The 15,010-nt window shown below is 61.9% G+C and carries 10 protein-coding genes; all 10 read right to left on the bottom strand.

Features of this window, described 5'->3' with window-relative positions:
• The coding region (locus tag EO156_RS18345; protein ID WP_133161696.1) for a GTP-binding protein at positions 1 to 110 on the bottom strand (110 nt) is incomplete at its 3' end.
• A gap of 47 nt (positions 111 to 157) precedes the next feature.
• Positions 158 to 2,275 carry an elongation factor G gene (gene fusA, locus EO156_RS18340; RefSeq protein WP_005917595.1) on the bottom strand — a complete coding sequence of 706 codons (2,118 nt, stop codon included), beginning with the start codon at positions 2,273 to 2,275 and terminating at the stop codon, positions 158 to 160.
• Positions 2,276 to 2,412: 137 nt separating this feature from the next.
• Positions 2,413 to 2,880 carry a 30S ribosomal protein S7 gene (gene rpsG / locus EO156_RS18335; protein ID WP_005917592.1) on the bottom strand — a complete coding sequence of 156 codons (468 nt, stop codon included), beginning with the start codon at positions 2,878 to 2,880 and terminating at the stop codon, positions 2,413 to 2,415.
• 12 nt (positions 2,881 to 2,892) lie between these two features.
• A complete protein-coding gene (gene rpsL / locus EO156_RS18330; protein ID WP_016849638.1) occupies positions 2,893 to 3,267 on the bottom strand; it encodes a 30S ribosomal protein S12 in 375 nt (124 codons plus the stop codon).
• A gap of 218 nt (positions 3,268 to 3,485) precedes the next feature.
• Entirely contained in the window at positions 3,486 to 7,700 is a 4,215-nt protein-coding gene (gene rpoC / locus EO156_RS18325) for a DNA-directed RNA polymerase subunit beta' (RefSeq protein WP_003486736.1), read from the bottom strand.
• Positions 7,701 to 7,850: 150 nt separating this feature from the next.
• Positions 7,851 to 12,002: a DNA-directed RNA polymerase subunit beta gene (rpoB, locus tag EO156_RS18320; protein WP_003486738.1), complete on the bottom strand. Its 4,152-nt coding sequence runs from the start codon at positions 12,000 to 12,002 to the stop codon at positions 7,851 to 7,853.
• Positions 12,003 to 12,288: 286 nt separating this feature from the next.
• A complete protein-coding gene (gene rplL, locus EO156_RS18315; protein WP_003486742.1) occupies positions 12,289 to 12,654 on the bottom strand; it encodes a 50S ribosomal protein L7/L12 in 366 nt (121 codons plus the stop codon).
• Positions 12,655 to 12,708: 54 nt separating this feature from the next.
• The gene (gene rplJ, locus EO156_RS18310; protein WP_003486745.1) at positions 12,709 to 13,242 is read right to left on the bottom strand and encodes a 50S ribosomal protein L10; all 534 of its coding nucleotides are present in this window, start codon (positions 13,240 to 13,242) and stop codon (positions 12,709 to 12,711) included.
• Positions 13,243 to 13,788: 546 nt separating this feature from the next.
• A complete protein-coding gene (rplA, locus tag EO156_RS18305) occupies positions 13,789 to 14,487 on the bottom strand; it encodes a 50S ribosomal protein L1 (RefSeq protein WP_003486747.1) in 699 nt (232 codons plus the stop codon).
• A gap of 3 nt (positions 14,488 to 14,490) precedes the next feature.
• Positions 14,491 to 14,919, bottom strand: a complete 429-nt coding sequence (rplK, locus tag EO156_RS18300; RefSeq protein ID WP_003486749.1) for a 50S ribosomal protein L11 — start codon at positions 14,917 to 14,919, stop codon at positions 14,491 to 14,493.
• Positions 14,920 to 15,010 lie beyond the last annotated feature (91 nt).

Here is a 15,010-nt window from a genome sequence, read left to right as displayed (position 1 = left end):
GCACCGATCTTGGTCAGCGCAGCGGTCAACGTGGTCTTGCCATGGTCAACGTGACCGATGGTGCCGACGTTCACGTGCGGCTTGGTGCGCTCGAATTTAGCTTTTGCCATGACTAACTACCTCTAATTGAAAATTTGTGAGAAGCGGCTGAGCGAACTCAGCCCTTCTTGGTGACGGCGTCGGCGATGTTGGCCGGTGCCTCTTCGTAGTGGTCGAATTCCATCGAGAACGTCGCACGGCCCTGGCTCATCGAGCGCAGCGAAGTGGCGTAACCGAACATTTCACCCAGCGGTATCATCGCGTTGATGATCTTGCCCGACGGACTGTCGTCCTGACCCTGCAACACGCCACGACGGCGGCTCACGTCGCCCATCACGTCACCCAGGTAATCCTCCGGGCTGACGATTTCGACTTTCATGATCGGCTCCAGCAACACCGGGCTGGCTTTCGCGAAGCCCTGCTTGAACGCCATCGATGCAGCCAGCTTGAACGCCATTTCCGAGGAGTCGACGTCATGGTACGAGCCGAACACCAGCTTGACCTTCACGCCCACCACCGGGAAGCCGGCGATCGGACCACTGGTGATCGTCTCGCGCAGACCCTTTTCGACCGAAGGGATGAACTCCTTCGGAATGATGCCACCGGTGATGTCGTTGACGAACAAGAAATCGTCTTTGACGTTGTCGCTCTTGCGCTCTTCCTCTGTCATCGGCGACAGCTCGATCACCACGTGACCGTACTGACCCTTACCACCGGACTGCTTGGCGTGCTTGTAATCAGACTTGACGTCGGACTTGCGGATCGTTTCGCGGTAGGCCACCTGCGGCTTGCCGACGTTGGCCTCGACATTGAACTCGCGACGCATGCGGTCGACGATGATGTCCAGGTGCAACTCGCCCATGCCCGAGATGATGGTCTGGCCGGATTCTTCGTCGGTCTTGACGCGGAACGAGGGATCTTCCTGCGCCAGACGCCCCAGGGCCATGCCCATCTTTTCCTGGTCCGACTTGGTCTTCGGCTCCACCGCCATCGAGATCACCGGCTCCGGGAACACCATGCGCTCCAGGGTGATGATCTTGTCCTGCGCACACAGCGTGTCACCGGTGGTGACGTCCTTCAGACCCACGGCAGCGGCGATGTCGCCCGCGCGCACTTCCTTGATCTCTTCGCGATTGTTGGAGTGCATCTGCAGGATGCGGCCCACGCGCTCCTTCTTCGACTTGACCGGGTTGTAGACCTGGTCGCCGGAGTTCAGCGTGCCCGAGTAGACACGGAAGAACGTCAGCGAGCCCACGAACGGATCGGTCATGATCTTGAACGCCAGCGCCGAGAACGGCGCGGTATCGGTCGCGGCGCGTGTGTCTTCCTTCTCGTCTTCGTCGATACCCTGCACCGGCGGACGGTCCGCCGGCGACGGCAGCAAATGCACGACGCCGTCGAGCATGGCCTGCACGCCCTTGTTCTTGAAGGCCGAGCCGCAGAACACCGGCACGATCTCCACCTTCAAGGTGCGCTCGCGCAGACCCGACAGGATCTCCTGCTCGCTCAGGTCGCCCTCGTTGAGGTACTTGTCCATCAGGTCTTCACTGGCTTCTGCAGCCGCCTCGACCATGAACGAACGCGCCTCGGTCGCGACATCGACCAGGTCGGCCGGAATGTCGCGGTATTCGAAGGTGGTGCCCTGCGATGCGGTATCCCAATGGATCGCCTTCATCTTCAGCAGGTCGACCACGCCCTCAAAGCCGTCTTCGGCGCCGATCGGCACCTGCATCGGCACGGCATAGGCACCCAGACGGGCCTTCAGCTGCTCAACGACCTTGTCGAAGTTGGCACCGGTACGGTCCATCTTGTTGACGAATGCCATGCGCGGCACGGAATACTTATTGGCCTGGCGCCACACGGTCTCGGACTGCGGCTGCACGCCACCCACGGCGCACAGCACGAACACCGCACCGTCGAGCACGCGCAAGGAGCGCTCCACTTCGATGGTGAAGTCAACGTGCCCGGGGGTGTCGATGATGTTGAAGCGGTGCTGCGGCATGGACTTGTCCATACCCGACCAGAACGCGGTGGTCGCAGCGGAGGTGATGGTGATACCACGCTCCTGCTCCTGCTCCATCCAGTCCATCACTGCAGCGCCGTCATGGACTTCGCCGATCTTGTGACTCACACCGGTGTAGAACAGGATGCGTTCGGACGTGGTGGTCTTGCCGGCATCGATGTGGGCCATGATGCCGAAGTTGCGGTAACGCTCGATAGGGGTGGTGCGGGCCACGGGGAGCCTCTCAATTTCTTGGATTTCGGATGGCCGAACGCCGCCTTTCGGCGGCCTTCGGATTGGATGCGACGCAAGATGCGTCGCAAACAGCACTCATATGGTGCTGAAGGGCCCCGTTACCAAGGCCCCCGAGGTCACCAGCGGTAATGTGCGAACGCCTTGTTCGCCTCCGCCATGCGGTGGGTCTCTTCGCGCTTCTTGATCGCGCCGCCGCGGCTTTCCGAGGCGTCCAACAGCTCTGCAGCCAGCTTACGCGGCATGGTGTTCTCGCCACGCTTGCGCGCGGAATCGATCAACCAGCGCATCGCCAGGGCCATGCGACGGGAGGAACGCACTTCGACGGGCACCTGATAGGTAGCACCACCGACGCGACGCGATTTAACTTCGACAGCCGGGGCCACGTTGTCCAGTGCTTTCTGCACCAGTTCGATGGCATTCGGATTCTTTTCGCCAATGACGTCCATTGCGCCATAGACAATTTTCTCAGCAACCGACTTCTTGCCACTCTGCATCACCATATTGATGAAGCGGGCAATGGTTTCGCTGCCATGCTTTGGATCTGGCAGGACGGTGCGCTGCGGAGTAGAACCTTTACGGGACATTTGAGTATTTCCTTAGCTCTTCGGGCGCTTGGCGCCGTACTTGGAACGGCCTTGACGACGCTTGGCGACGCCGGCGGCGTCCAGCGAACCACGGACGGTGTGATAACGCACACCGGGAAGATCCTTGACGCGGCCACCGCGGATCAGGACCACGGAGTGCTCCTGCAGGTTGTGGCCTTCACCACCGATGTAGCTGATGACCTCTTCCTGATTGGTCAGGCGCACCTTGGCGACTTTACGCAGGGCCGAGTTCGGCTTCTTCGGGGTAGTGGTATAGACGCGTGTGCAGACGCCACGGCGCTGCGGACACTTGTCCAGTGCCGGAGAGGCACTCTTGTAGGTGGTCACTTGCCGAGGCTTGCGGACCAGCTGATTGATCGTCGTCATCAGTTGATTCTTCTGATTGATAGGCCGAGACGGCCTGCACGAAAACAAAGGCAGGCCGAAACCGGCCCACCGAGACAGAGAAGTATAGCTGGCAGGACGAAACTCCGTCAACTTCACGAAATCTGAACCTGCTGGCCCATCCAAGGCCGGAAAACGGAGGGCGTCCTGCCCTCCTTTTCGCTTGGCTTACGGCGATCTTGCGACCGCCGTCGGAGCGCTTACTCCTCGTCCGCGCCAGCGTCGGCCACTGCGGCGACCGGTTCGGCGACTGCCGGCTTGCCCGACAGCGTTTCCATTTCCGAGTCGGTCAGACCCGAGGCCTTGCGACGTCCGGCGTGGTACGCCAGACCCGTACCGGCTGGGATCAGGCGACCCACGATCACGTTTTCCTTCAGACCGCGCAGGTTGTCGCGGGTGCCGCGCACGGCTGCCTCGGTCAACACGCGGGTGGTCTCCTGGAACGATGCCGCCGAGATGAACGACTCGGTGGCCAGCGATGCCTTGGTGATACCCAGCAACACCGGATCGTACTTGGCCGGCAGTTCGTTGCGCTTGACCAGGCGGGCATTTTCCTCGATGACGCGCTGCCGCTCGACCTGCTCGCCGTTGAGGAACTTGCTGTTGCCCTGATCAACGATCTCGACCTTACGCAGCATCTGGCGAGTGATCACCTCGATGTGCTTGTCGTTGATCTTCACGCCCTGCAGGCGATACACGTCCTGGATTTCCTTGACCAGATAAGCGGCCAGCGGTTCGACACCCAGCAGACGCAGGATGTCCTGCGGGCTCGGCTCGCCGTCCACCACGGTCTCGCCCTTGGTCACGTGTTCGCCTTCGAACACGATGATCTGGCGGTACTTGGGAATCAGCTCTTCGTGTTCCGAACCATCGGTATCCTTGATGATCAGGCGCTGCTTGCCCTTGGTGTCCTTACCGAAGCTGATGATGCCCGAGCGTTCGGCCAGGATCGCCGGATCCTTCGGCTTGCGTGCTTCGAACAAGTCGGCAACGCGCGGCAGACCACCGGTGATGTCGCGGGTCTTGGACGCTTCCTGCGGGATCTTGGCCACCACGTCGCCCACGCCGACGGCAGCGCCGTCCTGCAGGTTGACGATGGAGCGCGGCGGCAGCAGGTACTGGGCCGGTAGATCCGTATTGGGAATCGTCAGGTCGTTACCCTTGGCATCGACGATGCGCACGATCGGACGCAGCTCCTTGGCCTGTGCACCGCGACGCTTCGGGTCGGTGATTTCGCGCGACGCCAGACCGGTCAGCTCGTCGGTCTTCTCGATGACGGTGACGCCGTCGACGAAGTCGATGAAGCGGATGAAACCGGCCACTTCCGACACGATCGGGTGGTTATGCGGATCCCAGTTGGCAACGCTCTGCCCGGCCTTGACCGCATCGCCGTCTTTGGCGGTGATGGTCGCGCCGTACGGCAGCTTGTAACGCTCGCGCTCGCGGCCATGGCCATCGAGCACGGACAGTTCGCCAGAACGCGAGACCGCAACCAGCGAACCGCTGGCATGCGCCACCGACTTGAGGTTGTTGAACTTCACCGAACCGGTGGTCTTGACGGTGATGTTGTCCACCGCAGCCGCACGCGACGCCGCACCACCGATGTGGAACGTACGCATGGTCAGCTGGGTGCCCGGCTCACCGATCGACTGCGCGGCGATGACGCCGACCGCTTCGCCGATGTTGACCTGGTGACCACGTGCGAGATCGCGGCCGTAGCAGCGTGCGCACACGCCGAACGAGGATTCGCAGCTGATGGTCGAACGCACCTTCACCGACTGCACGCTGGCGTCTTCGAGCTTGGCCACCCAGGCTTCGTCGAGCAGCGTGTTGCGGGTGACGATCGGCTCTTCGTCGTTGCCCGGCAGGTACACGTCCTCGGCCACCACGCGGCCCAGCACGCGCTCGCGCAACGGCTCGACCACGTCGCCGCCTTCCACGATCGGGGTCATGATCAACCCCTCGGTGGTGCCGCAATCGATTTCGGTGATCACCACGTCCTGCGCCACGTCGACCAGGCGGCGGGTCAGGTAACCGGAGTTCGCCGTCTTCAGCGCGGTATCGGCCAGACCCTTACGGGCGCCGTGGGTGGAGTTGAAGTACTCCTGCACGTTCAAGCCTTCGCGGAAGTTCGCCTTGATGGGCGTCTCGATGATCGAGCCGTCCGGACGCGCCATCAGGCCGCGCATACCGGCCAGCTGACGGATCTGCGCCTGGCTACCACGGGCACCGGAGTCGGCCATGATGTACAGCGAGTTCATCGACTTCTGGTCGATGGTCTCGCCCTTGGCGTTCTCGACCTTTTCGGTACCGATGGTGTCCATCATCGCCTTGGCGATGCGCTCGCTGGTCCGCGACCAGATGTCCACGACCTTGTTGTAGCGCTCGCCGGCGGTGACCAGACCCGACTGGTACTGCTCCTGGATTTCCAGCACTTCGGCTTCGGCCTCGGTGAGGATGCCCTTCTTCTCGTCGGGGATCAGCATGTCGTCGATACCGATCGACACGCCGGCGCGGGTTGCGTAGGCGTAGCCGGTGTACATCAGCTTGTCGGCGAACACGACGGTGTCCTTCAAGCCCAGCAGACGGTAGCTGGAGTTGATCAGGCGCGAGATGTTCTTCTTGGTCATCTCGGTGTTGGCCAGCTGGAACGGCAGGCCTTCGGGCAGGATTTCGCTCAGCAGCGCACGACCGACCGTGGTGTCCACGATCGAGGTGCCGCTACTGCGCTTGCCGCCGGCTTCCACGTCCACCTGGGTGATGCGTACCTTGACCTTGGCGTGCAGTTCGACCACGCGGTTGTCGTAGGCGCGCTTCACTTCGCTGGTGTTGGCGAACACCATGCCTTCGCCCTTCTTGTTCTCCAGGGCACGGCTCATGTAGTACAGACCCAACACCACGTCCTGCGACGGCACGATGATCGGCTCGCCGTTGGCCGGCGACAGGATGTTGTTGGTGGACATCATCAACGCACGCGCTTCCAGCTGGGCTTCCAGCGAGAGCGGAACGTGGACAGCCATCTGGTCGCCGTCGAAGTCGGCGTTGAAGGCAGTACAGACCAGCGGATGCAGCTGGATGGCCTTGCCTTCGATCAACACCGGCTCGAACGCCTGGATGCCCAGGCGGTGCAGGGTCGGCGCGCGGTTCAACAGCACCGGATGCTCGCGAATCACTTCTTCCAGGATGTCCCAGACTTCGGCTTCTTCGCGCTCGACCAGCTTCTTGGCGGCCTTGATGGTGGTGGCCAGGCCACGACGCTGCAGCTTGGCGAACACGAACGGCTTGAACAGCTCGAGCGCCATCTTCTTCGGCAGGCCGCACTGGTGCAGCTTGAGGTACGGACCGACGGTGATGACCGAACGGCCGGAATAGTCCACGCGCTTGCCGAGCAGGTTCTGACGGAACCGGCCCTGCTTGCCCTTGATCATGTCGGCCAGCGACTTCAGCGGACGCTTGTTGGTGCCGGTGATGGCACGACCGCGACGGCCGTTGTCCAGCAGCGCATCGACCGATTCCTGCAGCATGCGCTTTTCGTTGCGCACGATGATGTCCGGAGCATTGAGCTCCAGCAGGCGACGCAGACGGTTGTTGCGGTTGATCACGCGGCGGTACAGATCATTCAGATCCGAGGTCGCGAAGCGGCCGCCATCCAGCGGCACCAGCGGACGCAGATCCGGCGGCAGCACCGGCAGCACGGTCATGACCATCCACTCCGGACGGTTACCCGATTCCAGGAAGGCTTCGATCAGCTTGATGCGCTTGGTCAAACGCTTGAGCTTGGTTTCGGAACCGGTGCTGGCGATTTCCTCGCGCAGACGAGTCATTTCCGATTGCAGGTCGATCGTGCGCAGCAGCTCATACACAGCCTCGGCGCCCATGGCGGCGTCGAAGTCGTCGTTGTACTCCTGACGCGCGGTCAGATACTGCTCTTCGGTCAGCAGCTGGCGGCGCTCGAGCGGGGTCAGGCCCGGCTCGGTGACGACATAGGCTTCGAAGTACAGCACGCGCTCGATGTCACGCAGGGTCATGTCCAGCATCAAGCCAATGCGCGACGGCAGCGACTTGAGGAACCAGATGTGCGCAACCGGCGAGGCCAGGTCGATGTGACCCATGCGCTCGCGGCGCACCTTGGCCAGGGTGACTTCGGTACCGCATTTTTCGCAGACCACGCCACGGTGCTTCATGCGCTTGTACTTGCCGCACAGGCATTCGTAGTCCTTGATCGGTCCGAAGATGGCGGCGCAGAACAGGCCATCACGCTCGGGCTTGAAGGTCCGGTAGTTGATGGTTTCGGGCTTCTTCACTTCGCCGTAGGACCACGAACGGATCAGGTCCGGCGACGCCAGCGCGATCTTGATCGCATCGAAATCCAGCGTCTGGCGCTGCTGATTGAAGAGGTTGAGCAGGTCTTTCATTTGATATCTCCGGGTCGGAGGAATTTCGTATCTGAGATGAAACGCGAACAGCTTCAAACGGGACTGCGATCAGGACACCGTAGCCGGGAAGAGCGAACGCGCTGAGCGCTCGCCACTTCCGGGTTGCAGGCCGCTGACCGGGCCCGGCTCTTACTCTTCCAGTTCCATGTTGATCGCCAGCGAGCGGATTTCCTTCACCAACACGTTGAAGGATTCCGGCATGCCCGCGACCATCTCGTGCTCACCATCGACGATGTTCTTGTACATCTGGTTGCGGCCCTGCACGTCGTCGGACTTCACCGTCAGCATTTCCTGCAAGGTGTAGGCCGCGCCGTAGGCTTCCAGCGCCCAGACTTCCATTTCGCCGAAGCGCTGACCACCGAACTGCGCCTTGCCGCCCAGCGGCTGCTGGGTCACCAGCGAGTACGGGCCAGTCGAGCGCGCATGCATCTTGTCGTCGACCAAGTGGTTCAACTTCAGGTAATGCATGTAACCGACCGTGGTCTTGCGATCGAACGCTTCGCCAGTGCGACCGTCGTACAGCTGGGTCTGACCGCTCTGCGGCAGATCGGCCAGCTCCAGCATGCGCTTGATTTCCGCTTCGCTGGCGCCGTCGAACACCGGGGTCGCCATCGGCACGCCGTCGATCAGGTTCTTGCCCAGGTTGAGCAATTCCTCATCGCTGAACTGCGACAGGTCCACGCGCTGTGCATTGATCGCGTTGTCGTGGTTGTAGATGTCGTTGAGGAACTTGCGCAGTTCGCTGACGGCGGCCTGGGCTTCCAGCATGCGCTGGATCTTGCGACCCAGGCCCTTGGCGGCCCAACCCAGATGCACTTCCAGAATCTGGCCGATGTTCATACGCGACGGCACGCCGAGCGGGTTCAACACGATGTCGACCGACTCGCCGGTGGCCATGTACGGCATGTCTTCCACGGGCACCACGTTGGAGACCACACCCTTGTTGCCGTGGCGGCCCGCCATCTTGTCGCCCGGCTGGATGCGGCGCTTCACGGCCAGGAACACCTTGACCATCTTCAGCACGCCCGGTGCGAGGTCGTCGCCCTGGGTGATCTTGCCGCGCTTGTCGGCAAAACGTGCTTCGAATTCCTTCTCGTGCGCCTGGATCTGCTTCTGCGCACGCTCGATGGCGTCGGCAGCGTCTTCGTCCTTCATGCGCAGCTGGAACCAATCGGACTTCTTCAGCCCGTCCAGGTACGCGTCGGTGACGGTGTCGCCCTTCTTCAGGTTGGCGCCGCCGTTGGCGACCTTACCCACGATCTGAGAGCGCAGACGCGCGTAGATGGCCGCTTCCAGGATGCGGAACTGGTCGTCGAAGTCCTTCTTGACGCGCTTGATTTCAGACTCTTCGATCTGACGCGCACGCTTGTCCTTCTCGATGCCGTCGCGGGTGAAGACCTGCACGTCGATGACGGTGCCGTCCATGCCCGGGGGCACGCGCAGCGAGCTGTCCTTCACGTCGGACGCCTTCTCGCCGAAGATCGCACGCAGCAGCTTTTCTTCCGGAGTCAGCTGGCTTTCGCCCTTCGGCGTGACCTTGCCGACCATGATGTCGCCGGCGCGCACTTCCGCACCGATGTACACCACGCCGCTTTCATCCAGACGGTTCAAGGCCTGCTCGGACACGTTCGGGATGTCGGCGGAAATTTCCTCCGGCCCCAACTTGGTGTCGCGCGCAACGCAGGTCAGCTCTTCGATGTGGATCGTGGTGTAACGATCTTCTTCCACCACGCGCTCGGAGAGCAGGATGGAGTCTTCGAAGTTGTAGCCGTTCCACGGCATGAACGCGATCAGCATGTTCTGGCCCAGCGCCAGTTCGCCGATGTCGGTGGACGGGCCGTCTGCCAGCACGTCGCCGCGCGCGATCACGTCGCCCACATTCACCAGCGGACGCTGGTTGATGCAGGTGTTCTGGTTGGAGCGGGTGTACTTGATCAGGTTATAGATATCCACGCCGGCATCGGTGCCGCCGCCGATTTCTGCCTCATTGACCTTGACCACGATGCGGGCTGCGTCGATCTGCTCGATCACGCCACCACGCAGCGCATTGACGGTCACGCCCGAGTCGCGCGCAACCGCACGCTCGATGCCGGTACCGACCAGCGGCTTCTGCGAACGCAGTGTCGGCACGGCCTGGCGCTGCATGTTGGCGCCCATCAGTGCGCGGTTGGCGTCGTCGTGCTCGAGGAACGGCACCAGCGCCGCTGCGACCGACACGGTCTGCATCGGCGAGACGTCCATGAAGTGCACTTCGGACGGCGGCTTCAACAGCGATTCGCCCTGGAACCGGCACGGCACGAACTGCTCGGTGAGCATGTTCTTGGCATCGGTCAGCGCGTTCGCCTGGGCGATCACGTACTCGTTTTCCTCGATCGCCGACAGGTATTCGACGTCGTCGGAGACCTTGCCGTCCAGCACCTTACGGTACGGCGTCTCGAGGAAGCCGTACTGGTTGGTGCGGGCGAACACGGCCAGCGAGTTGATCAGGCCGATGTTCGGGCCTTCCGGCGTTTCGATGGTGCAGACGCGGCCGTAATGGGTCGGGTGCACGTCGCGCACTTCGAAGCCGGCGCGTTCGCGGGTCAGACCGCCCGGACCCAGCGCGGAGACGCGACGCTTGTGCGTCACTTCCGACAGCGGGTTGTTCTGATCCATGAACTGCGACAGCTGCGAGGAGCCGAAGAATTCCTTGATCGCGGCAGCCACCGGCTTGGCGTTGATCAGCTCCTGCGGGGTCAGGCCTTCGGACTCGGCCATCGACAGACGCTCCTTGACCGCGCGCTCGACGCGGACCAGGCCCACGCGGAACACGTTCTCGGCCATTTCGCCGACCGAACGCACGCGACGGTTACCCAGGTGATCGATGTCATCGACCACGCCGCGACCGTTGCGGATTTCGGTGAGCACCTTGATCACTTCCAGGATGTCGGAAGTGTCGGCGTGCTCGGCAACCAAGCGCTTGGATTCTTCGTCGTTACGCTCGGCAAAGTACTTCTTGTCGTAAAGCACCGACTCGCCCAGCACGTCCTTGCGGCCGACGCGACGGTTGAACTTCATGCGGCCGACCGTGGACAGGTCGTAGCGCTCGAAGGTGAAGAACAGGTTGTGGAACAGGTTCTGCGCCGCTTCCTTGGTCGGCGGCTCGCCCGGACGCATCATGCGGTAGATTTCGACCAGCGCTTCCAGCTGCGTCTTGGTCGGATCGATGCGCAAGGTGTTGGACAGGTACGGACCACGATCCAGATCGTTCACCCACAGGGTGCCGACCGCATCGACGCCCGCCTTGCGGAAGGCAGCCAGCTGGTCTTCGTTGATTTCGTCGTTGGCATTGGCCAGCAGTTCGCCGGTGGAGCCATCGACCACGTCGTGCGACAGGATACGACCGACCAGGTAGTCGTCCGGCACGGCCAGCGCGGCAACGCCGGCGGCTTCCAGTTGCTTGACGTGACGCGCAGTGATGCGCTTGCCCGCTTCCACGATGACCTTGTCGCCGTCGGCCAGGTCGAAGTTCAGCGTTTCACCACGCAGACGCTCCGGCACCAGCTCCAGCTGCACGCCTTCGTCCGGGTTGATGTGGAAGGTGTTGATCTCGAAGAACTCGGCCAGCATCTCTTCGTTGCTGTAGCCAAGCGCACGCAGCAGGATCGACACCGGCAGCTTGCGGCGACGGTCGATACGGGTGAACAGCGCATCCTTCGGGTCGAACTCGAAGTCCAACCACGAGCCGCGGTACGGAATGATGCGGGCGCTGTACAGCAGCTTGCCCGAGCTGTGGGTCTTGCCACGGTCGTGATCGAAGAACACGCCCGGCGAGCGGTGCAGCTGCGAGACGATCACGCGCTCGGTGCCGTTGACGATGAAGGTACCGTTGCCGGTCATCAGCGGAATTTCGCCGAGATAGACCTCCTGCTCCTTCACGTACTTGATCGCCTTGGTCGACGACTCGCGGTCGTAGATCACCAGACGCACGGTCACGCGCAGCGGCGCGCCATAGCTCATGCCGCGCTGACGGCATTCACGCTCGTCAAACACCGGCTGACCCAACTTGTAACCGACGTACTCCAGCGCAGCGTTGCCGCTGTAGCTGGAAATCGGGAACACCGACTTCAATGCCGCGTGCAGACCGAGGTCCTTACGCTTGTTCGGCTCCACGTCTTCCTGCAGGAATTCGCGATAGGAATCCACCTGGATGGCAAGCAGGAACGGCACTTCGAGGATCGAGCGCTGCTTACCGAAGTCCTTGCGGATACGCTTTTTTTCGGTGAACGAATAAGACGTCATGAGGTCTTCACCCTAGGCTGCGGGGGCCACATCGCGGCGGCCCTGAAATAACAAAATTGTCAGTTGGAAGTCGCTGGTATTGCCGGCACCAGCACGCCTTCTCCCGCTACTTCCAACTACCAACTCGGTGAGGCCGGGAATCGGGAATTGAGAATCGAATGATCGCGCCATGCTGCATGTACGATTCTCCAATCCCACTTCCCGTCCGAAACGGCCAAAGGCCGGGAGCTTTACGCTCCCAGCCTTCAGTGCATCACCATGAAACGCTGGCGATGCAAGGTGTTGCTTACTTGATTTCGACAGTCGCGCCAGCTTCGGTCAGTTCCTTCTTGATCTTCTCGGCTTCGTCCTTCGAAGCGCCTTCCTTCAGCATGCCACCGGCTTCGGTCAGATCCTTGGCTTCCTTCAGACCCAGGCCGGTCACGGCGCGGACGGCCTTAATGACGCCGACCTTGTTGGTGCCACAGTTGGTCAGCACCACGTTGAACTCGGTCTGCTCTTCAACTACGGCGGCCGGGCCAGCTGCAGCAGCAGCGACCGGGGCAGCGGCGGAGACGCCGAACTTTTCTTCGATGGCCTTGACCAGCTCCATCACTTCCATCAGGGACTTCTCGGCGATGGCGTCGACGATCTGTTCGTTGGTAAGGGACATTGTGATTACCTTTAAATGATTTTCTGGATTGGGGTTCTAGCGAACGCTAGGACATCAAGCTTCGGCAGTCTCGGCGACCGGCGCGGCGGCTTCGTCGCCACCACCCTGCTTGTCGCCAACGGCCTTGACGGCACGGGCGAACATGGCAGCCGGTTCGGACAGCACGCGGGCCAGCATGGCCAGGGCCTGGTCACGGGTCGGCAGCGAGGCCAATACGTCGACGTGTCCAGCCGGGAACAGTTCCCCGCCGATGGACACGACCTTGGCCTGCAGCTTGTCGTTGCTCTTGGCAAATTCCTTGATCAGGCGACCGGCTGCGCCGGGCTCCTCCATCGAAAACGCATACAGCAAAGGACCGACCAGCTTGTCAGCAGCGACAGCGAAATCAGTACCTTCAACGGCGCGCGCAGCCAGGGTGTTCTTGACAACTTTCAAGAACACGCCGGTTTCGCGGGCCTGCTTGCGCATCGCGGTCATCTGGGAGACCGTGGTGCCAGCGTATTCGGCAGCGACCAGGGAGTGGGCCTTGGCGGCGATGTCTGCCAGCTCGGCGACTACTTCTTGCTTCTGGGACAGATTGAGAGCCATTGCACTCCTCCGTTAAAGCCGGGATTGGTGATTGGTGATTGGTGATTCGTCGAAAGCCATGAAGCAGCTCCTGCAAATCCCCAATGCCGAATCCCTAATCCCCGCTTCAAACTACTCCGCTCGCGGCTCCTGCCGGTTGCGGTCCAGGGCAGCCTCCTTCCTGGAAGCCGGGAACATCGACCGATGTTCCTTTGGTGGCCTTTCTAGACCTGGAGTGGACTCGATCCGGGATGTCCCAGACGCGCGTAAACCAGAAAGCTCCAGAAGGGCGACACCATCTACGCCGGCCGGTTCGAAACGAACCAATTAAGCGATCCCGCTGCATCGACGGCGACTCCTTGCCAGTGCGAGCATCCCTGCCCGTCGTCGATCCGCGCTGACCGCGCCTGCGGTCTTTGACGGCTACCGCCGGACGTGCCGGCGATCGCCTTCAAAATGTCCGTTACCCCAAAGGAGGGAACGGACTCCCAGCACACGGTGACCCGGGCCGGAAAAACAATGCTGTACTGCCAAATACGTCAGGCGCATGACGCCGGACGCATTCGCTTACTTCAACGACAGGCTCGACTGGTCCACCGTCACGCCCGGACCCATGGTCGAGCTGACCGACACCTTCTGCAGGTAGGTACCCTTGGAGGTGGCCGGCTTGGCCTTGACCAGATCCAGCAACAGCGCCTGCAGGTTCGACTTCAGCGCTTCGTCGTCGAAGCTGGCCTTGCCGATGGTGCAGTGGATGATGCCGGCCTTGTCGGTGCGGTAGCGCACCTGGCCCGACTTGGCATTCTTGACCGCTTCGCCCGGATTGGCCGACACGGTGCCGACCTTCGGGTTCGGCATCAAGCCGCGCGGACCCAGCAGGGTGCCCAGCTTACCGACGACGCGCATAGCGTCCGGGGTCGCGATGACCACGTCATAGTTCAGGTCGCCGGCCTGCATCTTCTCGGCCAGGTCGTCCATGCCCACGGCCTCGGCGCCAGCGGCCAGGGCTTCGTCAGCCTTGGCGCCTGCAGGTGCGAACACTGCAACGCGCACGCTCTTGCCGGTACCGGCCGGCAGCACGGTGGAACCGCGCACCTGCTGGTCGGACTTCTTGGCGTCCACGCCCAGGCGCACGGCAACGTCGATCGACTCGACGAACTTGGCCTTGGTGGCGGTCTTCAGGATCTTGATTGCGTCTTCGAAGGCATAGGTCTTGCCCGGAACGACAGCGGCCGTAATGGCCTTAACGCGCTTGCTCTGTGCCATGTCTTAGCCCTCCACCGTCAAACCCATGCTGCGGGCAGAACCCGCAATCGTGCGCACCGCCGCTTCCAGCTCGGCTGCCGTCAAATCGGCTTCCTTGACCTTGGCGATCTCTTCCAGCTGCTTGCGCGTCACCTTGCCCACCTTGTCGGTGTTGGGACGCTTCGAGCCGGAGCTCACGCCTGCGGCCTTCTTGAGCAGCACGCTGGCCGGAGTGCTCTTGGTAACGAACGTGAAGGTACGGTCGGAATACGCGGTGATGATCACCGGCGTCGGCAGACCCGGCTCCAGCTTCGACGTTGCCGCGTTGAATGCCTTGCAGAATTCCATGATGTTCAGACCGCGCTGACCCAGTGCAGGGCCAACCGGCGGCGCAGGGTTGGCCTGACCGGCCTTGACCTGCAACTTGATGAAAGCGGTAATCTTCTTAGCCATTTCAATACTCTCCGGGTGCTAGCGCCTGACCTGCAGGCTCCCCATCGGACCGGGATTCACGTGTCCCGGCTTCACGTTTGTTGACCACACG

This window comes from Xanthomonas sp. DAR33341 (genome assembly GCF_003992815.1).
Classification (GTDB): Bacteria; Pseudomonadota; Gammaproteobacteria; order Xanthomonadales; family Xanthomonadaceae; genus Xanthomonas; species Xanthomonas cissicola.
Note: the sequence above shows the minus strand (reverse complement) of the source record. Positions and strands in the feature narration are given on the sequence as shown.

What these genes read in the sequence shown, in the direction of transcription:
- rplK (WP_003486749.1), bottom strand. Translation starts at nt 14,919, where the DNA reads ATGGCTAAGAAGATTACCGCTTTCATCAAGTTGCAGGTCAAGGCCGGT.
- rpoC (WP_003486736.1), bottom strand. Translation starts at nt 7,700, where the DNA reads ATGAAAGACCTGCTCAACCTCTTCAATCAGCAGCGCCAGACGCTGGAT.
- rpsL (WP_016849638.1), bottom strand. Translation starts at nt 3,267, where the DNA reads ATGACGACGATCAATCAGCTGGTCCGCAAGCCTCGGCAAGTGACCACC.
- rplA (WP_003486747.1), bottom strand. Translation starts at nt 14,487, where the DNA reads ATGGCACAGAGCAAGCGCGTTAAGGCCATTACGGCCGCTGTCGTTCCG.
- rpsG (WP_005917592.1), bottom strand. Translation starts at nt 2,880, where the DNA reads ATGTCCCGTAAAGGTTCTACTCCGCAGCGCACCGTCCTGCCAGATCCA.
- rplL (WP_003486742.1), bottom strand. Translation starts at nt 12,654, where the DNA reads ATGTCCCTTACCAACGAACAGATCGTCGACGCCATCGCCGAGAAGTCC.
- rplJ (WP_003486745.1), bottom strand. Translation starts at nt 13,242, where the DNA reads ATGGCTCTCAATCTGTCCCAGAAGCAAGAAGTAGTCGCCGAGCTGGCA.
- rpoB (WP_003486738.1), bottom strand. Translation starts at nt 12,002, where the DNA reads ATGACGTCTTATTCGTTCACCGAAAAAAAGCGTATCCGCAAGGACTTC.